Origin of the sequence: Serratia sp. NPDC078593, from assembly GCF_050268245.1 — a bacterium.
GTDB lineage: Bacteria > Pseudomonadota > Gammaproteobacteria > Enterobacterales > Enterobacteriaceae > JBNNGK01.
Genome location: NZ_JBNNGK010000029.1, coordinates 1 through 19,239 on the forward strand (window position 1 = coordinate 1; position 19,239 = coordinate 19,239).

Consider the following 19,239-nt stretch of genomic DNA (forward strand, 5'->3'; position numbering starts at 1 on the left):
TACCGATTCGGCCCTGTTTTTACGGATGTAACTGCAAATACTGCAACAGCATGATGGTCTTGGCATCCTTGATGCGTCCATCGGCGATCATCGCTGCCGCCTCGCTAAAGGGCAGCTCCACCACTTCAATATCTTCATCTTCAATACCGCCGCCAACGTTATGGCGTTGCGCATCATTATATTCAGCAATAAAGAAGTGAACGATCTCGGTAACGCCGCCCGGCGACATGTAGGCTTCAAAAATCTTCTTCACCTCACCGATCTGAAAACCGGTTTCCTCCATCGCTTCCCGGCGAACACACTGTTCCGGCGTATCATCGTCCAGCAGCCCAGCACAGGCTTCCAGCAACATGCCACTCTCATTACCATTAACATAGGTTGGCATGCGAAATTGACGGGTCAGCACGACCGTGCCTTTTTCCTGGTTGTACAACAAAATGGTTGCGCCGTTACCGCGATCGTACACCTCGCGCATCTGCTGCACCGAACCACCATTTTTGCGTTTTAAATCAAAAGTATACTTATTAAGCACATACCAGTTATCAGATAACAGTTCTTTCTTTACATTGTCGATTTTTGCTGACATTACTCGTTTTTCCATGACTTCAGGCCAACCACCTCATGCCGACTAGCTAAACGCAGCTACAGTAGATTTGCAATAAAAAAACCCACTGGGCTCAACGCACAGTGGGCTTCTTGATGAAGATACGATCAGAAACCGTTAGGTATATTGCGCATATCCGGTAATTTATGGGCAATACCTTTATGGCAATCGATACAGGTTTTACCCTCAGCGATCGCTTTATCGTGCATTTTAGCCGCTACGGTTTTCTGTGCGGTGAAATCCATATAGTCGAAATTGTGGCAGTTACGGCATTCTTGCGAATTATTGGCCTTCATCCGCGCCCATTCGTTAGTGGCCATCGCCAAACGGTGATTATCAAACTTTTGCGGCGTATCGATTAAACCAAATGCCTTGGCGTACAGCTCTTTGCTGGCCTTAATTTTACGCAACATTTTGGGCCCCCACTCGTGTGGCACGTGGCAATCTGGGCAGGTGGCGCGTACCCCGCTACGGTTGTTGTAGTGCACTGTCTCCATATATTCTTCATAGACGTTTTCACGCATTTCGTGGCAGCTAATGCAGAACTGTTCGGTATTGGCCGCTTCCATGCCGGTATTAAAACCGCCCCAAAAGATGATGCCGGCGACAAAACCCAGCAGCAGCAAGGTGCCAAGCGCCAAGCGACTTGGACGCCACCACCAGCGCCACACGCGGCGAATCAGACCGTTTTTTTTCTCTGTGTGTTGTTCAGCCATAATTTCTCCGCTTACTTGCCGAAGCCCGGCATAGGCTCAAAGTTGTTACCAACAATCGGTGCCGCATCGCTTTGCGGTACGTGGCATTGCAGGCAGAAATAACGGCGCGGGGCAACTTCACCACGAACCTTGCCGTCGCTGTCCATAAAGTGCGTTGGGCTGATACGCGGTGCACCGGTGGTACGATAATGTTCAACCCCGTGGCATTGCAGGCAGCGATTGGTATTCTTACTGACCTGATAGCCGTCGATACTATGTGGGATCATCGGCGGCTGATTGACATAGTTGAGTGCCATCCGCTCCTGCTGTTTTGGCATCTTTATATGCCCTTCGGCGGTGGCGGAAACCTCCGGCGATTGGCTGAGATCGACCTCACTGGCGGCAAACGCCACGCCCGCGATCGCCAGTGATATCAGCGCCGCCCAACGGGACACACGCTTTCTCAGGACATTGCTTTTCATTTTTTTGCTCCCGAAGAATAAAATTGGGTGTTTATTGTGAATACTTTCTCTGCACAAACATCGATACACCGCCCGCAGGCAAGACAGGCATGGCTCGCCACCTGGGGCGTTCCTTTGCGCACCAATAACGGCTCACGCAGGATGTGCGGCTCCGGGCAAACATGGAAGCAATCCATGCATCGCGTGCATTTTTCGCGCTGTTGTACACTGATGTGCACAATCCCTTGGCTGCCGATAACGCCGTATAACGCGCCCATCGGGCATAAATGGCCGCACCAGCCATGCTCAACCACCAGCAGATCAAATAAAAACAGCACAAGTAACAGCCAAATACCGCCACCGAACGCCGCCGCTAATCCGCTTAACCAGCCAACAGCATCCTGTGCATGACCGTGAATAAGGCCACGCCCCAAAAGCGCCACCGGATTAAGCCACTCCCACACCAGCGTACCGCTGATAGCGCTCCCCGCCAGCACGGCCAGCAAAATGCCATAGCGCAGGCTACGCGGCAGGCTGGCCGATTGACGCAGCCCCAGCTTGCGGCGTAGCCAAGCGGCCAAGTCGGTCACGGGATTAAGTGGGCACACCCAGCCACAAAACACGCGATTGCCAATCAGGCCGTAAACCAGTACCACCGCAGCGCCAACCCAGACTAACCAGGCTGGCCAGTGGCCGGCCAACAGGCTTTGTAACATCATCAGCGGATCGGTTAGCGGCACGGTTTCCAACAGCAGACTGGCGCTGTAATTACCGCGCAAAATCCAAATGCCCCAGAGCGGCCCGGACAAAAACATCAACAGAATCAGCAATTGACTCCCACGACGTAACAGCAGAAAACGATGGCTGTACCACCAACCATGACGGCGGCGCGCCTCATGACCTGCCTTGGCAACCGGATTCGCCATTACGGTGCCTCCTTGACGCCACGTGCGGGGAGTTGCCCACCTTCCGGCACCAAAGCCTGACCGGCGTGCTGCTTCTCTTGCCAACCCCAGCGATAATGCGCGCCCAGTTGACCGCGCGCCAACGACAGCGGTAACACCTTGATCGCCGCCTGCTCTAACACGCAAGCCTGCTCACACTTGCCACAGCCGGTACAGGCTTCGCTATGAACCGTCGGTAAAAACAGCGCATGCTTGCCGGTACGCGGGTTGCGTTGCATCTCCAGCGTGATGGCCTTATCGATTTGTGGGCAAACTCGATAACACACATCACAGCGCAATCCTTGCCAGTTGAGGCAATTTTCATGATCCAACAGAACCGCCAGCCCCATCCGCGCCCGATCGATATCGCTCAACAACGGATCGAGCGCACCGCTAGGGCACGCCGCCACGCAGGGAATATCCTCACACATCTCGCAGGCTATATCGCGAGCCACGAAATAAGGCGTACCTGCCGCCAACGGCGACAACAGTGTCGCCAGCTTCAAGGTGTGATACGGGCAAGCCTGCACACACTGCCCGCAGCGGATGCAGGCGCGGTCAAATGCACCGTCCGCCAAGGCACCCGGCGGCCGCAATGCCAGCCCGTCGCGCGCCTGCGACTGCCTTTGCTGCAACCCCAGCAGCAGCGCTATCCCTGCCAACCCCGCAGCACTGCGGGTAGCATCACGCAGGAAGCGCCGTCTTGATGGGGTTTTGTCTCGTTGCTGGCTCATCAAGCGCCCTTAAACCTTCTCCAGCTTAACCGCGCACTTCTTGTAGTCAGTTTCTTTCGATAGCGGATCGGTAGCATCAAGCGTCAGGTTGTTCACCAACTGTGCCGCGTCGAAGAAGGGCATAAACACCAGCCCTTTCGGTGGGCGGTTGCGCCCGCGCGTTTCAACGATGCTCACCACTTCACCACGGCGCGATAAGACTTTGACCTTATCGCCACGCCGTAAATTACGGCTCTTGGCATCCAGTGGGTGAATGAACAACACCGATTCAGGGAAGGCGCGGTGCAATTCTGGCACCCGGCGTGTCATCGAGCCGGTATGCCAATGTTCCAGCACTCGCCCTGTAGACAACCACAGATCGTATTCGTCATCCGGGCTTTCCGCCGCGGGTTCAAACGGCAACGCGAAGATCACCGCTTTACCGTCTGGTTTGCCATAAAAGCGCACGGACTCACCCGCCTTAACATACGGATCGGTACCTTCGCGGTAACGCCACAAGGTTTCTTTGCCGTCCACCACCGGCCAGCGCAAGCCCCGCGCCTGATGATACATATCGAACGCCGCCAAATCGTGACCATGGCCACGCCCAAAATCGGCGTACTCTTCGAACAGCCCCTTTTGCAGATAGAAGCCAACGTCGCGCGCTTCATCGTTTAACTGGGTTGCCGGGATCTCATCCAACGGGAATTTATCCACCACGCCATTGGCGAACAGCACGTCATACAGCGTCTTACCGCGGTATGTCGGTTTCTGCGCCAGCAGTTCCTCTGGCCAAACCTCTTCCACTTTGAAGCGTTTAGCGAACTCCACCAACTGCCATAAATCGGATTTCGCCTCACCCGGTGCTTTCACCTGCTGACGCCAAAATTGAGTGCGGCGTTCAGCGTTACCGTATGCCCCCTCTTTCTCGACCCACATGGCGGTCGGCAGGATCAGATCGGCCGCCAGCGCACTCACCGTCGGATACGGATCGGAAACCACCACAAAGTTGCGGGGATCGCGCCAGCCGGGCATACGCTCCTCTGTGATATTTGGCCCGGCCTGCATGTTGTTGTTACACATCACCCAGTAGGCGTTGAGCGTGCCGTCTTTCAATGCGCGATCTTGCGCCACCGCATGCAACCCCACTTTGGCGGGAATCGTCCCGGCAGGTAGCTGCCATTTTTGCTCGGCGATTTGGCGGTGCTTTTCATTGGTGACCACCATGTCGGCAGGCAAGCGGTGGGCAAAGGTGCCCACTTCACGCGCAGTACCGCAGGCGGAAGGTTGGCCGGTCAACGAGAATGGCCCACAGCCTGGTTTAGAGATCTTGCCCGTGAGCAGGTGCAGGTTGTAACACAGGTTATTTGCCCAGACGCCACGGGAATGCTGGTTAAAGCCCATTGTCCAGTAGGACACCACGTTAATGTTCGGGTCGGCATACAGTTTGGCTAACGCCTCCAACTGATCTTTCGCCACGCCGCTCATTGCCGCGGTTTTCTCCAACGTATACTCGGCGACAAACGCTTTGTAATCATCAAAGCTCATCGGCTCAGAGGCGTCACTGCCCGGGTTTTTAGCCGCTTTTTCCAACGGATGCGTCGGGCGCAGGCCATAACCAATATCGGTCGCGCCTTTGCGAATATTCACATGCTGTTGGAGGAAAGCCTGATCGACCGCGTTATTCTGAATAATATAGTTGGCGATGTAGTTCATGATCGCCAAATCGGTTTGCGGCGTGAACACCATGGCGTTATCCGCCAGTTCGAAGCTCCGGTGTTCGAAGGTCGACAGCACCGACACATTGACTTTGTCGTTACTCAAGCGGCGGTTAGTAATACGCGACCACAGAATTGGGTGCATTTCCGCCATGTTGGAGCCCCACAGCACAAAAGCGTCGGCCTGCTCGATGTCGTCGTAACAGCCCATCGGTTCATCCATGCCGAAGGTGCGCATAAAGCCAACCACCGCCGATGCCATACAGTGCCGCGCGTTGGGATCGAGGTTATTGGAACGCAGACCCGCTTTGAACAGTTTAGCCGCCGCGTAGCCTTCCCAAATAGTCCACTGACCCGAACCAAACATACCGACCGCCTCAGGGCCTTTCTCTTTCAATGCGCCCTTGAATTTCTCGGCCATGATAGTGAAAGCCTGCTCCCAGCTAATCGGCGTGAACTCACCGGTTTTATCGTACTGGCCATTCTTCATGCGCAGCATCGGCTGCGTCAGACGGTCTTTGCCGTACATGATTTTCGGCAGGAAATAGCCCTTGATGCAGTTCAGTCCCCGGTTAACCGGGGCATCGGGATCGCCCTGTGAGGCGACGATACGGCCATTTTGCGTACCAACCAATACGCCACAGCCCGTACCGCAGAAACGGCACGGGGCCTTATCCCATTTGATCTCTTCCGCGCTACCCACCACGGCCTGTGCCACCGTCGGTATCGTTAACCCGGCAGCCGCCGCAGCCGCAGCCGCCGCATTAGCTTTCATGAAGTCTCGACGACTGAGTTTCATGGCGTTACCTCACCTTGCTCATCTTGCTGGTGGTAAACCAGCGACACCGCCAGCACGCCGTCCAGATTGCGTGCCGACTCAATTTTTTCCAGCAGCGCATGGGAACGAGCTGCCTGCATGACGACCACTAATTTGCCTTGCGCCCGGTCTTGCGCCGGTATCTCGGTATCCGGGATCGCCAACAGCGCAGGGATCACCTGCGCAAACATCTCCGGCCGGGCTTGGACCATAAGCCCACTGACGTGCCATTCGTTATGCATTATTTTCACTCCGGGTTATGTCGATTGCGCCCGTCGGGCAGCCTAAGACGCAGGCACCGCAGCCGTTACAGTCGGCAACACTCAATGAAGGTTGTGCGATGCCGCCAAGACGAGGTCGAAAGCGAATCGCCTGCGTTTCACAGCTGTCTTGGCAACTGCGGCACTCAACTCCCTGCAAAGCCAGACAACCGGCAGCGAATTGGGCCTGCAACTGCCACGGCAACTCACTCTGCGGCCGGAACAACGGCGCTGCACACGCGGCAACGCAATGGCCGCAGAAGGTGCATTCCGCTCGCGTGAAGTCAATCTCGGGATAACCGCCACGCCCGTTGATCAGTACGCCGGTTTCACACGCGCCGACGCAGGCCTGGCAGCGTGTGCAACCGGCGATAAAAAGAGGTTCGGCCCGCGACCACGGAGGGCGGATTGCTGTTGAGGGGTGACGCCATTGTCCACTGAGCAGCGTGCGCCGCGACAATTCGGCCATGCTATTTATCCTTGACGTTGCGGTATGCCAATCCAATCGCTGCCTACTGACCTTGAGATTAATGACAACGCCGCCAGCGTGGTCGAGAGGCGTTAGTTCGCTTTCCCGAATCGTTGATCTTGTTTGCCGTTGGTATAACGTTCTGTTTTTTTGATCTGGCTGTCCCAAGGCTGGGCGAGGCTAAGATAGGATGTCAGGGAGGGGTAGATAATCCCCCTAAAGGGGTAAATCAGGGGGTAGCTTGCGCCAGATCAATCTCTGAACCGCTGGGCTGAGATTTATCCCGTTTTTTTCATGCAATCGCTATTAGTTTGATTATATAACGATGGCTATTTCACACGCGGATACTTCGCTTACCGCCTGGGCGGCGTATTTTAGTTGCAAAAATGCTCATTTTGCTTTCGAATGAAAACGCAGCACGGGCTGCAATCAGAAAAGGATGTGTTTTTGCTGGTAAAACGTTCAGTGACCAACAGCCTGGCCAAGGCGTTGATCTGCATTGTGGTGCTATCGGTGTTGTCCACCGGTTTGGCGCTGACGACCGTTGCCGACAGCCTGCGTGATGCCGAAGCGGTGAATATCGCCGGTTCGCTGCGCATGCAGAGTTATCGTCTAGCTTACGATTTGGCTCAGCACAGCGCCACGCTGGAACAGCATCTCGCCGTGTACCAACAATCGTTGCAAGCCCAAGCTTTGCAGAAGTTAGATCGGTTTTACGTACCGGCAGAGGTACGTGAAAAATACCTCGCCCTACTGCATGCATGGCAATTGCTGGAACAGCAAATACACGCCGGAAAAACGCAACACTATCAAGATAATGTCGCCAGTTACGTCGGTCAGATTGACCATTTTGTGTTGGCGTTGCAGCGCTATTCGGAAATCAAACTGACGATTGTCGCCACCATCAGCGTAATGGGCTATATCGCCATTATCGGTCTGGTATTATTTTGCATCCGCTTCATGCGTCGTCAGGTAGTTGCCCCCTTGCGGCAATTGGTGGAGGCCAGCCAACGGGTGCAACAGCGCGATTTTAACCATCCCCCGCTTGACGTTACGCTGCCCAATGAGCTTGGCGTGCTGTCTACCACCTTTACCGCCATGTCCAGCGAACTGTCCAAGCTTTATCAGTCACTGGAGCAAAAAGTCCAGCAAAAAACCGAACGGCTACAGCACGCCAATAACACGCTGGAAGTGATGTACAGCTGCTCACAAGCGCTAAGCACCGGGCAAATCGATCGGCAAGCGTTTGAAAAAATTCTGCACATTGTACGTCGCAGCGAGCAGTTACAATGCATTGAACTCAACGTGCACGACAGCCTGAGCCAATGGCGGCTTAACAGCGGTGAAGCGTTGGCTGACCAGCCGTGGCAACGGCTCACCATCGTGCAGGAAAACCGGTCGCTGGGGCAATTAAGCTGGCAGCTCCGCGATCGGCCGCCAAACCCGCACCTGATGCAAAGCGTAGCCAATATGCTTAGCCGTGGCGTATACGTTAAGCGGGCGCAGAAACAGCATATGCAATTCTTATTGATGGAGGAACGCGCCACGATCGCGCGTGAGCTGCATGATTCCCTGGCGCAGGCGCTCACCTTCTTACGTATCCAAATGACGCTGCTCAAACGTACTCTGGCAGACAGTTCGCCGCAGGCGCAGGCGATCATTGCTGATTTCGATCGTGCGCTGGCTGACGCTTACCGTCAATTGCGTGAACTGCTGGCCACCTTCCGCTTGAGTATCCAAGAGGCCGATTTAAACGCCGCGTTGCAACAATTACTGGTACCATTAAAAGTTCTATCACGCGCACGGATTCAGTTACACTGTCAACTTTCCTCGCAGGCGCTCAACGCCCAGCAACAGGTTCACGCACTGCAAATCGTTCGGGAGGCCGTGCTCAACGCCATCAAGCACGCCGACGCACAGGAAATCGCCATTCGCTGCATCGCCACCGACCGCGGTGAAAATCAAATCTGCATCATTGATGATGGATGCGGCATCGCCAGTCTGGACGAACCCGAAGGCCATTATGGCCTGACTATTATGAGCGAACGTGCGGCGCGGCTGGGGGGAACATTACGCATTGCGCGCGGAAAACAAGGCGGCACCGAAGTCTGCCTGTCATTTCCTTCACAAAATAATGATTAAAGAAGGGTTGTTCATCCTTCGTTGCGGCTAAATTGCACCATGATCGCCAACTAAGGAGGTTTACGGCGCGATTTGCCACTATTTTAAAAGAGTCAGTCCCATGGCGAAGCGCGTCTATCGCGCGTTTGCGTGGCTTTACTCGTTACAGGGAGCAATTTTCATGGTGATGAAGAATTATCGCGTTATGATCGTCGACGATCACCCGTTAATGCGTCGCGGCATTAAGCAATTATTGGGACTGGAACCCGGCTTTACCGTGGTTGCCGAAGCGAGCAATGGCAACGAGGCCATCGGCTTGGCTGCCCAACAAACGTTGGATGTGATCCTGCTGGATTTGAACATGAAAGGGCTTTCTGGCCTTGATACGCTGAAAGCCTTGCGTGACGATGGTGTCGACGCTCGCATTATCGTGCTGACCGTATCAGACGCGCGCAACGATGTGTATGCCTTAATCGATGCTGGCGCAGATGGTTATCTATTGAAAGACAGCGAGCCAGAACAGTTATTGGAATATATTCGCGCCGCGGCAGAAGGTGAAAACGTCATCAGTGACGCGGTAGCGGATTATCTCTCATCGCGCAGCGAGCAACACAACCCATTTGCCGATCTCACCGAGCGCGAGCTGGATGTGTTGCAAGAAGTCGCTCGCGGCATGTCAAACAAACAGGTCGCAGCACAGCTGCATATTTCTGAAGAGACGGTCAAAGTGCATATCCGCAATATGCTGCGTAAACTGGACGTGCGCTCCCGTGTGGCCGCCACCGTGCTCTACTTGGAACATAAAAACCAGTGACGCATCAAGGGATACCCCGGCATGCCGGGGATATTAGCGATTACGCCAGCATGCCAAGCAGAGCTTGATGATGCTGGTGCACCCAGTCTTTGTTTAACGGCCCCCAGTGAGTCAACTGGTAATAACCGTCATTATTTCGTACCCCCTGCTGTACAAATTGCAATTCCACGCCAAGCCCAGGCAACGCTTTCAGCACATCTTGTAACGTGCGCCGCGGCCAACCGGTGAGTGCCATCAGCCGTGGTACGTTTGGCCGTTCGCTGTGGCTTATCAACCAGCATAAATACAGGCGACGCGCAAATACCGGGTTTATTTCCATACCTTTCTCCCGCTTCGGCTTAACGCCACTTATTCACCTCAGGTAACGAGCCGACACATTATTGCGCTGTTAAACGCGGTCCGTGGACTGCACGCGCATCGACTACCGTTATTTACATTATCTCCTTTTTTTCTCCACGCTTTTGCCCGCTATGCCGAGTAAAGTGCACCCTACCGCCTATTTTAGGTTGCTGTTATAGGGCTTTAACCCGTTGCAAGCAGCGTTCAAATCCGCACTGGCAGAATTGTCGCTCCTCCGCCACGGTGTAAACTGAACGTTGAGGATTTACCGCATTGCCGCCTTCCCGCAACGCGAATGATTTGGGTATTACGTTGGTAACCTTCCCAACTGACGAAAACTCAACGTTAATGCGTAATTAAAGATAGAACAAGACACCACGAGGTTCGCGCTGCATGGCTAATTTTTTTATTGATCGCCCGATTTTTGCCTGGGTGTTGGCAATTATTCTTTGCCTCACCGGTGCTTTGGCGATTTTTTCATTGCCGGTGGAACAGTATCCGAATCTGGCACCGCCAAATGTACGCATCAGTGCAAACTATCCCGGTGCCTCCGCACAAACGCTGGAAAACACCGTTACCCAAATCATTGAACAAAACATGACGGGGCTCGACAACATGATGTATATGTCGTCTCAGAGCACCAACACCGGACGCGCCACGGTAACGCTGACCTTTGAAGCCGGTACCGATCCGAATGAAGCCATGCAGCAGGTGCAAAATCAGTTGCAGGCGGCAATAAAACGCTTGCCGCAGGCGGTGCAGCAGCAAGGAGTTACCGTATCCAAATCTGGTGATACCACGCTGATGATGGTCGCTTTCGTTTCTACCAATGGCAGCATGGATAAACAAGATATCGCCGACTATATCGTTTCCAACCTGCAAGATCCCCTCAGCCGTATCAATGGCGTTGGCAGCATGGACGTTTATGGTTCGCAGTACGCCATGCGTGTCTGGCTCGATCCGAATAAACTCACCAGTTACAAATTGACCACCGAAGATGTGATCGGCGCCATTAAATCACAAAATGCGCAGGTGGCTGTCGGTCAACTCGGGGGGACGCCGTCAGTCGATCACCAGGCACTTAACGCTACGATTAACGCGCAATCGCAATTGCAAACGCCAGAACAGTTCCGCCAAATCACACTGCGGGTCAATCAAGATGGCTCATTAGTGACCCTCGGCGATGTCGCCACGGTTGAACTCGGCGGCGAAAACTATGACTATCTCAGCCGCTATAACGGCATGCCTGCGGCGGGGATGAACATTAAGTTGGCCTCCGGTGCCAATGAATTGCAGACTGACGAACGGGTTAAAGCCAAAATAGAAGAGCTGTCGCAGTACTTCCCGTCAGGGTTGGAGGCGAAAGTCGCCTATGAGACAACACCGTTCGTTAAGGCCTCAATCAAAGACGTCGTAAAAACGTTGTTAGAAGCCATTTTGTTGGTCTTTCTGGTGATGTACCTGTTCTTACAAAATTTTCGTGCCACGCTGATCCCCACCCTTGCCGTGCCGGTCGTTCTGCTTGGCACTTTTGCCATCCTTTCTGCCTGTGGGTTCAGTATCAATACGCTAACCATGTTCGCCATAGTGTTAGCCATCGGCCTGCTGGTGGATGACGCCATCGTGGTTGTGGAGAACGTCGAACGCGTAATGAGTGAGGAAGGTCTGCCACCGCGTGAAGCCACGCGCAAATCAATGGGCCAGATACAGGGCGCACTGGTGGGTATCGCGATGGTGTTGTCCGCGGTGTTTATTCCCATGGCCTTCTTCGGCGGTACCACCGGGGCTATCTATCGCCAATTTTCGATCACCATCGTTTCCTCAATGGTTTTATCGGTGTTGGTGGCGATGATCCTCACCCCTGCCTTGTGCGCAACGCTGCTGAAACCCATCGCCAAAGGGCATCATCACGGGAAACGCGGCTTTTTCGGCTGGTTCAACCGTATGTTCAATCGCAGCGCCATGCGCTATGAGCGCGGGGTGGCGCGCGTGTTGCATCACAGCCTGCGTTATATGCTTATCTATCTGCTGCTACTGGGCGGGCTGACATGGCTGTTTATGAAGTTGCCTACCTCATTTTTGCCGTTGGAAGATCGCGGTGTGTTCACTGTACAGGTACAACTTCCCCCCGGTTCAACACAGCAGCAAACGGCTAAGGTGGTTGAAAAAGTAGAACACTATCTGCTAACCGAAGAGAAGCAAGATGTGCTTTCTGTCTTTGCTACCGTCGGTGCCGGACCGGGGGGGAACGGCCAGAACGTAGCGCGTATGTATGTACGGTTGAAGGATTGGAGCGAGCGCGGTTCTGGCGATTCATCGTTTGACATTATCGCTCGCGCCAGCAAAGCATTCAGTAAAATTAATGAGGCACGCGTGATCGCCAGTAGTCCGCCTGCCATCAGCGGCATGGGCAGTTCTTCTGGCTTTGATATGGAATTACAAGACCACGGTGGCTTAGGCCACACCAAATTGATGGCAGCACGCGACCAACTGTTGCAACTTGCCGGTGAAAGCCCCCTGCTCTCCCGCGTTCGGCACAACGGTTTGGATGACAGCCCGCAGATGCAAATTGATATCGATCAGCGCAAAGCGCAAGCTTTAGGCGTCAACATTGATGACATCAATAGCACATTATCCACCGCCTGGGGTTCAACCTATGTTAATGACTTTGTTGACCGCGGCCGGGTAAAGAGAGTTTACGTGCAGGCCGCCGCGCCATTCCGCATGCTGCCAGGTGATATCGATAAATGGTACGTGCGTAATCACAGCGGTGGCATGGTGCCCTTTTCCGCCTTTGCTACCAGCCGCTGGGAATACGGGTCGCCACGTTTAGAGCGGTTTAACGGCAGTTCAGCCGTTGAAATCGTCGGCGAAGCGGCAAGTGGCATCAGTAGCGGTACCGCAATGGCTGAAATGGAGCGATTGGTCAGTATGTTGCCGAACGGTTTTGGGCCGGAATGGACCGCCATGTCATATCAAGAACGCCTCTCTGGCTCGCAGGCGCCAGCGCTGTATGCTATCTCACTGCTGGTGGTGTTCCTGTGTCTGGCTGCGCTCTATGAAAGCTGGTCAATTCCCTTCTCAGTGATGCTGGTGGTGCCGCTTGGCGTGATTGGCGCGGTTGCCGCAACCTGGCTTCGCGGGCTGGAAAACGATGTTTACTTCCAGGTGGGGTTGCTGACGATCATTGGGCTTTCAGCCAAGAACGCCATCTTGATCGTCGAATTTGCTAACGAACTCAATCAAAGAGGCCAAGACTTGACCGCGGCGACGCTCGAGGCCGCACGTATGCGCTTACGCCCTATTCTGATGACCTCACTGGCGTTTATTTTTGGCGTACTGCCGATGACCATGAGCCAAGGCGCAGGCTCTGGTAGCCAGCATGCCGTTGGCACCGGCGTAATGGGCGGTATGATTTCCGCCACGCTGCTGGCGATCTTCTTCGTACCGTTATTCTTTGTGCTGGTACGACGACGCTTTCCCGGCAAACAGCTTATGCCAGCGCAAACGGAGAAAACTGCAGATTAACGTATAAAAAATCAGCACCGGGAAACCGGTGCTGCTTTTTGACGTCTTACTGATTACCCTTTCCACGGTGTTTTAAACCCAATTCCACGAAATCAACGCATCTTGTTGGTTATTGCCAGTTACCCAATATTTCGTCGATAAAATCTTTCCAGTTACCTAATTCACGACCGACCAAAACGCTGACAACCTCAATAATTAACCGCCGAAAATTCCACGTTTTTTTAACCAAGTGAGCCCTTAGGCAACGCTATCGCTCACGCTGATTCTTGAAGAAGCACTTTACAGTTTAGAATTGCTAATCTATTTTTAAGACAGGTTCCAGTAAAACCCTTTAACAAGTTAGGTACACCCTCCCAAACACCACTAAAATGGTTAAATTATATGAAGATTTTAATCACCGGCAGCTCCGGAAATTTGGGTACAGCCTTAGCCTTAACCTGTAAAAAAAGAGGATATGAGGTGACCGGTATTGATATAACCCCCTCAGATCACACCTCTTTTATTGGATCGATAGAGGATCATGATTTTATCGATCAACATATGAAAAATATAGACGTGGTATTTCACGCGGCAGGTTTACATAAACCACACATCGTCACCCATAGTTATAATAACTTTATACAAACTAACGTCGCAGGAACCTCTAACCTGTTACAGGCAGCCACTAAAAACCACGTAAGAAAATTTATCATGTCCAGCACCACCAGTATATTTGGGGATAACTTATCCCCTCCCGATAATAGTCCGGCCATATGGATTGATGAGTCAGTAGATATTAGAAGCAAAAATATATATGGCGTCACCAAACTTGCGGCGGAAGAATTATGCCGTATCCAGCCAAAAAAAAATAATATTGACTGTGTTGTTTTAAGGCTATCACGTTTCTTTTATGAGGATGATGATAATCCACATATCAGAGAAACCTATAGCCCGGAAAATGCTAAAGTTAATGAACTACTCTATCGGCGAGTAGATATTGAAGATGCGGTGAACGCTCATTTTGCCGCCATCCATTATACGCCGGAGTCAGGATTTGACAGGTTTATCATCAGTGCAACAACGCCCTTCTCCCCCTTACACTGCAATGATATTAGACAAGCAGCCGAAAGTGTTATCAGTAAATTGTACCCAGATTATATTCAGCTTTATCAAAAATTAGGATGGAAAATGTTCCCCAAAATTGATCGAGTTTACAGCAATGAAAAGGCTAGGAAGTTATTGCAGTGGGAACCACAGTATTCATTCCAATCTGCGTTAACCTCCCTATCTGATGGGCAATCTTTCCGTAGCCCACTCTCATCAATAATTGGCTGGCGGCGATACCATAACCAAGCCTATGATGGGATGCCTTACCCCGTCGCCCCCTCATCATAGCCTATTACTTAGACACCTATTAATATAACGAATCATTATATCCAAGGATCAAATTATTTAACATTACTCACGAAAAATAACAGTCAATCATTTAAAAATTTTAACGCCTAGAATCATAAGAGATTTATAAAAACATTAGCGTATTAATTAAGTTAACGATCAGCATGCCAAAATAAAATTATCAATGTGACTTGGTTAATTCTTAATACCTACTCTATGATTTAAAACATCCAAAATTTCATGGAAATATTATGAGCGTACTAACCATTCCCGAGATATTGATTGCCAACAGACATAAAGCATCATGCTGTGATGATATAAATGCCATTATCGCCATACTCAACCGCCAAGAGATATCATTATCTGATAATATTGATTTTTTGTGTAAATATGAATCCACTCTCCCTAAAAAAAAACCAATAAAAACCATAGAAATCAACAATGAGGCATTCAAAATATTTGATGATTACTTTGAAGTTACACGCACGGCAGACAATCCATTAGAAACTTATGTCCGTTACGGTATCCATTGTGCCTTAATATTTACTGAAGATACGGGGCAAAACAGGACAACACTCAGTCACAATGAGAAGGAAAGTTTATTGCAAGGAATAGTCGATGCACTGCACATTGGTATCGATTATCTCACCCCCAATGAATGCGATAAGGAGGTAATATGAACACACCTGAATTAGTGCGTTGGAAAGTTGGGCATAAAATTTTTTTTCTATTTATTCAAGCCGCATTGATGTCGTTACACAATGCAGAAATTTATTTAACGCAGAAAAAAAAGCACGACGGTATGCTTTCGTTAAAAAATGCGGCCAGCATGATGAGAGCATCAGCCTTGGCGATGCGATATAGCGCTGACTTCAAGAAGGAAAGCTATGAGAACCTTATCCGACCGTCGATGCCAGAACGCTTTAGTGGCCTGGGTAGTATGGACCATGCATATTTAGTTAAAATAATGACACGGATAAAAAAGAATAAAGAAAATATGCACAGTTTCTTTGGCACTGCCTATGATGATTTTGTGATATCGGTACAACAAGCCTATGATGCCCATATCTTTGTTTGCGAGCAATTTGTTGTTAATCAGAAAAGTTTAAGAAGCGCACAAGCGCACTCTGTAGCAACAGAAGTATTAACTGATTTTAAAATAAAACGTCTTTCCTCTCTTCAGCCCAAATAATCCTTGGCGGAAAAACATGTTTAATCAAGAAGAAATTGATTTGTTAGCCAGACAGGTTTCTCAATTGGATGCCCGTTTCTCCATGCTACCCGCCTATGCGGAAACCGTATCGCTGCCAGAAATGGAAAACGTCTTAGGTGAGTTATCGTTACGAATGGCCGATAACTACCCTTATTTTCATCCGTTTTATCTCGGACAGATGTTAAAACCGCCGCATCCCATTGCGCGTCTTGCTTATTCGCTATGCCTGTATATCAACCCGAATAATCACGCACTTGATGGTGGGAGGGCAACTTCGGCACTTGAAAAAGAAGCCGTTGCTGAAATAGCCAAAATGGTAGGATGGCATGAACACCTTGGCCATCTCACCAGCGGTGGAACGTTCGCTAATTTAGAAGCACTCTGGATTGCCAGAAAACTCGCCCCCGGAAAGTCAGTCGCGGCCTCTGAACTTGCCCATTACACGCATCAACGTATTAGCCAAGTATTAGAAATTGAATTTGAGAAAATCCCCTGCGATACCCTCGGCCGAATGGATATCGCGGAGCTGGAAGCAAGATTAAAACAAGGCCACATTGGCACGGTCGTGGTGACATTAGGCACTACCGCCATGGGCACGTTAGATCCATTAGATGCGATTATCGCCTTACAGCGTCAATATTCTTTTAGAATTCACATCGATGCTGCATACGGTGGTTATTTTACACTGTGCACACAGCTCCCCGATGAAAACCGAAAAATCTTTGATGCGCTCCATCAGGCTGATTCTATTGTTATCGATCCCCACAAGCATGGAATGCAACCCTATGGTTGCGGGTGCATCTTGTTTAAAAATCCAGCGGTGGGGAAATATTATAAACATGATTCACCTTACACCTATTTTAGCTCTAACGAGTTGCATTTAGGCGAGATTAGCCTGGAATGCTCACGGGCTGGCGCTTCAGCTGGGGCGCTCTGGGCAACGCAAAAGCTGCTACCGCTCACCCGCGATGGACAATTTGCCGCCGCGCTACAATGCTCAAGAGACGCCGCTCTGTCACTTTTTCATTGGCTAAATGAACAAGCAGATTGCGTAACGGTGTTACCCCCTTCGCTCGACATCGTTTTATGGTATGTGCCTGACACCAGCGCAGAAACCAGCTCTGCGCTATCACAAAAGATTTTTGATAAAGCGGCAGAAATTAATCTTCACCTCGCCTTAGTACGCGTTTCGCGAAAGCTGCTACAAAATCGGGTTACGTCAGACAATACGTTTTGGGATGCCGATAGCGTGTTATGCCTACGCGTTTGTCTGATGAAGCCAACACATAAAACCTGGCTGCCCCGTATCCTATCGCATCTGCGTTCCGCGATGAATGAAGCGATAAACGCGCGCACATAAACAAAATAAAGACCTAAACCCTCAATCAGCGAAACGGAGAACAGAGTGTGAAAACAGAACAGCCGAACTTTACTTATCAGTTACTCAATCAGGCAACTAGCTCACAGGCTATCGATTGTTTGTGTAGCGTATTTAGCACACATGAGCCACTAGGCAAGGCATTAGGCATACGCGCAGACGAGTTAAGGCCTTTCGTTACCGATTTGGTACATTACGCCGTCGAAAACCAATTATCCTGGGTTGCAATACATGAAGCATCATCACGTCTGGCAGGAGTGAAAATATTTACCGATTTCGAACATGACTTTATTCCCGATGATTATAACAACGAGAAATTGGATACCATCTTCAAATTTTTACACTCGATTTATGATTATAAAAAAAATGATGAAGGTCTAGAAAATAATAAATTATTGCACTGTTGGATGACGGCCGTTTGGCCTGAGTTTCAACGCCAAGGTGTATTAAGAAAAATGTATCAAATGGGAGCAAGTTGGGCATACAAGCAAGGATATCGCCATTGTATTTCAGAAGTGACGAGCCAATACAATCTTGCATTTTTAGAAAAGGAAACAGAGGTAACCCAACTCAACACGCTACATTACGCCCAATATGAAACACAAGGGACTTACCCTTTCCTCGCGGCTGAAGATAGCAAGATGTGTGTGTTGTGCCGATATCTCCTCAAAGATACAGTGGCGGCATAACGCGTTGAGTCTCTTTCGAGTACAAAACAGGCGCTGTGTTTACCGGTTTTATTTAATTAAGGTCAGCATCGGCGACGAGGCTCGTGCTGGCCTACACGGATCGATAAGTGGCCGTTCCGCTGCTGTTCGGCATGGATTGCCCTCCCCTTCATCAATAATTAGCCTGTACTCTGGATCGAAATGCTGCGCTGGGGCATTATCGTTAAAACGTAATGAGCAATTCTCTGCGATGATTTAGGCTATCTGTTGCTCTGAGCCAATCCTGATGTATAGGTAACATTTTTTCATGAAACAAAACGACGCAAAAAACTCGCTCACTCTCTATGGCATTAAAATACATTGAATATTAAACAAACTTTTCGTACTTTCATTTTTCGTCGAGTAAAGAAGTAATTAAAATCAGTATATTCATAAAGTTACGGATTCGCATTCAACATAAACGACTTCAACCATAACATTCCACAGCCCTGTTTTATGCATTATGCTTACGCACTTCTGTTGAACAGCTATGTCCATCAATTATGGATAATAAATGAACACACTAGCATCTTGGAACGATGGACTTCCAGCACACCAAGTAGCTCGTCTTGGAGCAGTCATAGTCGCAATTGTAGTTATGCTAACCCGTATCTTCCTGCTGGATCTGATGTACAAAACATCATATGGATATGTGAGTAACTCCCATTTGCTGTGATTTATCCTCAAATGGGAGTTACTCGTTGAATGATAGTTTTCTAAGGATTGCTTTCTAAAAAAGTTGAGTTTACAGCCTGACAACAACTACCCAGCCTTAAGGTGCTTTGTCAAAAGTATGAAAGAGGCTAGTTAGCCTCTTTGGTATCACTGAAAAATGCTAATGCTCAACCTTTTGGTGGGTAAGGATCTTTCCCGTGTGAATCTTTATCCCGGATCTGCCCGTTAGGTCGATGAATGACCAGCTCGCTACCCTGGTTCTGTGCAATCGTGCGACCTGCGTCAATCGCTTCCTGCTGCGTGTGGTGGGTTGAAGTGTAGTGGCACACTGAATTTGGCCACCTGAATAGAGGTGGTATCATCACCTCACAGTCAAAACAGGTGACATTATGACCGGACGTAACAGACG

18 protein-coding genes are annotated in these 19,239 nt (G+C 50.5%); 8 read left to right on the forward strand and 10 right to left on the reverse strand.

Annotation, left to right across the window (positions count from 1 at the left end; genetic code table 11):
- Positions 1-19 precede the first annotated feature (19 nt).
- The 8 genes from nudK to napF form a co-directional block, all read right to left on the reverse strand.
- On the reverse strand, positions 20-586 hold the full coding sequence (gene nudK, locus ACQKDS_RS19390) for a GDP-mannose pyrophosphatase NudK (protein ID WP_399673756.1): 567 nt from the start codon (positions 584-586) through the stop codon (positions 20-22).
- A 125-nt stretch (positions 587-711) separates the two neighbouring features.
- Positions 712-1,320: a cytochrome c-type protein NapC gene (gene napC / locus ACQKDS_RS19395; RefSeq protein ID WP_399673758.1), complete on the reverse strand. Its 609-nt coding sequence runs from the start codon at positions 1,318-1,320 to the stop codon at positions 712-714.
- Between the two features lie 11 nt (positions 1,321-1,331).
- On the reverse strand, positions 1,332-1,781 hold the full coding sequence (napB, locus tag ACQKDS_RS19400) for a nitrate reductase cytochrome c-type subunit (RefSeq protein WP_399673760.1): 450 nt from the start codon (positions 1,779-1,781) through the stop codon (positions 1,332-1,334).
- Positions 1,778-2,686, reverse strand: a complete 909-nt coding sequence (napH, locus tag ACQKDS_RS19405; RefSeq protein ID WP_399673762.1) for a quinol dehydrogenase ferredoxin subunit NapH — start codon at positions 2,684-2,686, stop codon at positions 1,778-1,780. Before napH ends, napB begins: the two co-directional genes overlap by 4 nt.
- Positions 2,686-3,438, reverse strand: coding sequence for a ferredoxin-type protein NapG (napG, locus tag ACQKDS_RS19410; protein ID WP_399673763.1), 753 nt, complete (start codon positions 3,436-3,438; stop codon positions 2,686-2,688). Before napG ends, napH begins: the two co-directional genes overlap by 1 nt.
- Before the next feature lie 9 nt (positions 3,439-3,447).
- Positions 3,448-5,934, reverse strand: a complete 2,487-nt coding sequence (gene napA, locus ACQKDS_RS19415; RefSeq protein ID WP_399673765.1) for a nitrate reductase catalytic subunit NapA — start codon at positions 5,932-5,934, stop codon at positions 3,448-3,450.
- Positions 5,931-6,197: a chaperone NapD gene (gene napD / locus ACQKDS_RS19420; RefSeq protein ID WP_399673783.1), complete on the reverse strand. Its 267-nt coding sequence runs from the start codon at positions 6,195-6,197 to the stop codon at positions 5,931-5,933. Before napD ends, napA begins: the two co-directional genes overlap by 4 nt.
- Positions 6,187-6,681 carry a ferredoxin-type protein NapF gene (gene napF, locus ACQKDS_RS19425; RefSeq protein WP_399673767.1) on the reverse strand — a complete coding sequence of 165 codons (495 nt, stop codon included), beginning with the start codon at positions 6,679-6,681 and terminating at the stop codon, positions 6,187-6,189. Before napF ends, napD begins: the two co-directional genes overlap by 11 nt.
- A 447-nt stretch (positions 6,682-7,128) precedes the next feature.
- On the opposite strand from napF, the gene narQ reads away from it, so the two are divergent.
- Together narQ and ACQKDS_RS19435 are read left to right on the forward strand one after the other, a co-directional pair.
- Positions 7,129-8,823: a nitrate/nitrite two-component system sensor histidine kinase NarQ gene (gene narQ / locus ACQKDS_RS19430; protein ID WP_399673785.1), complete on the forward strand. Its 1,695-nt coding sequence runs from the start codon at positions 7,129-7,131 to the stop codon at positions 8,821-8,823.
- A gap of 160 nt (positions 8,824-8,983) precedes the next feature.
- A complete protein-coding gene (locus tag ACQKDS_RS19435; RefSeq protein WP_399673787.1) occupies positions 8,984-9,616 on the forward strand; it encodes a response regulator in 633 nt (210 codons plus the stop codon).
- A gap of 40 nt (positions 9,617-9,656) precedes the next feature.
- Here the strand turns inward: ACQKDS_RS19435 and ACQKDS_RS19440 are convergent, their stop codons facing one another.
- Entirely contained in the window at positions 9,657-9,935 is a 279-nt protein-coding gene (locus tag ACQKDS_RS19440; RefSeq protein WP_399673769.1) for a winged helix-turn-helix domain-containing protein, read from the reverse strand.
- Between the two features lie 413 nt (positions 9,936-10,348).
- Here ACQKDS_RS19440 and acrD point away from each other — a divergent pair, with 413 nt between their 5' ends.
- The 6 genes from acrD (at position 10,349) to ACQKDS_RS19470 (ending at position 18,137) form a co-directional block, all read left to right on the forward strand.
- Complete coding sequence (gene acrD / locus ACQKDS_RS19445; protein WP_399673771.1) at positions 10,349-13,483, forward strand: multidrug efflux RND transporter permease AcrD; 3,135 nt, start codon at positions 10,349-10,351, stop codon at positions 13,481-13,483.
- 381 nt (positions 13,484-13,864) lie between these two features.
- The gene (locus ACQKDS_RS19450) at positions 13,865-14,857 is read left to right on the forward strand and encodes an NAD-dependent epimerase/dehydratase family protein (protein WP_399673773.1); all 993 of its coding nucleotides are present in this window, start codon (positions 13,865-13,867) and stop codon (positions 14,855-14,857) included.
- 251 nt (positions 14,858-15,108) lie between these two features.
- On the forward strand, positions 15,109-15,537 hold the full coding sequence (locus ACQKDS_RS19455; RefSeq protein WP_399673775.1) for a hypothetical protein: 429 nt from the start codon (positions 15,109-15,111) through the stop codon (positions 15,535-15,537).
- Positions 15,534-16,049, forward strand: a complete 516-nt coding sequence (locus tag ACQKDS_RS19460; protein WP_399673777.1) for a hypothetical protein — start codon at positions 15,534-15,536, stop codon at positions 16,047-16,049. Before ACQKDS_RS19455 ends, ACQKDS_RS19460 begins: the two co-directional genes overlap by 4 nt.
- Before the next feature lie 154 nt (positions 16,050-16,203).
- Positions 16,204-17,430 (forward strand): pyridoxal phosphate-dependent decarboxylase family protein, encoded by a 1,227-nt coding sequence (locus ACQKDS_RS19465; RefSeq protein WP_399673779.1) that lies wholly within the window; start codon positions 16,204-16,206, stop codon positions 17,428-17,430.
- Positions 17,431-17,477: 47 nt separating this feature from the next.
- Entirely contained in the window at positions 17,478-18,137 is a 660-nt protein-coding gene (locus tag ACQKDS_RS19470; protein WP_399673781.1) for a GNAT family N-acetyltransferase, read from the forward strand.
- A gap of 860 nt (positions 18,138-18,997) precedes the next feature.
- Here the strand turns inward: ACQKDS_RS19470 and ACQKDS_RS19475 are convergent.
- Positions 18,998-19,192, reverse strand: a complete 195-nt coding sequence (locus ACQKDS_RS19475) for a DUF2188 domain-containing protein (protein WP_427622618.1) — start codon at positions 19,190-19,192, stop codon at positions 18,998-19,000.
- Between the last annotated feature and the right edge of the window lie 47 nt (positions 19,193-19,239).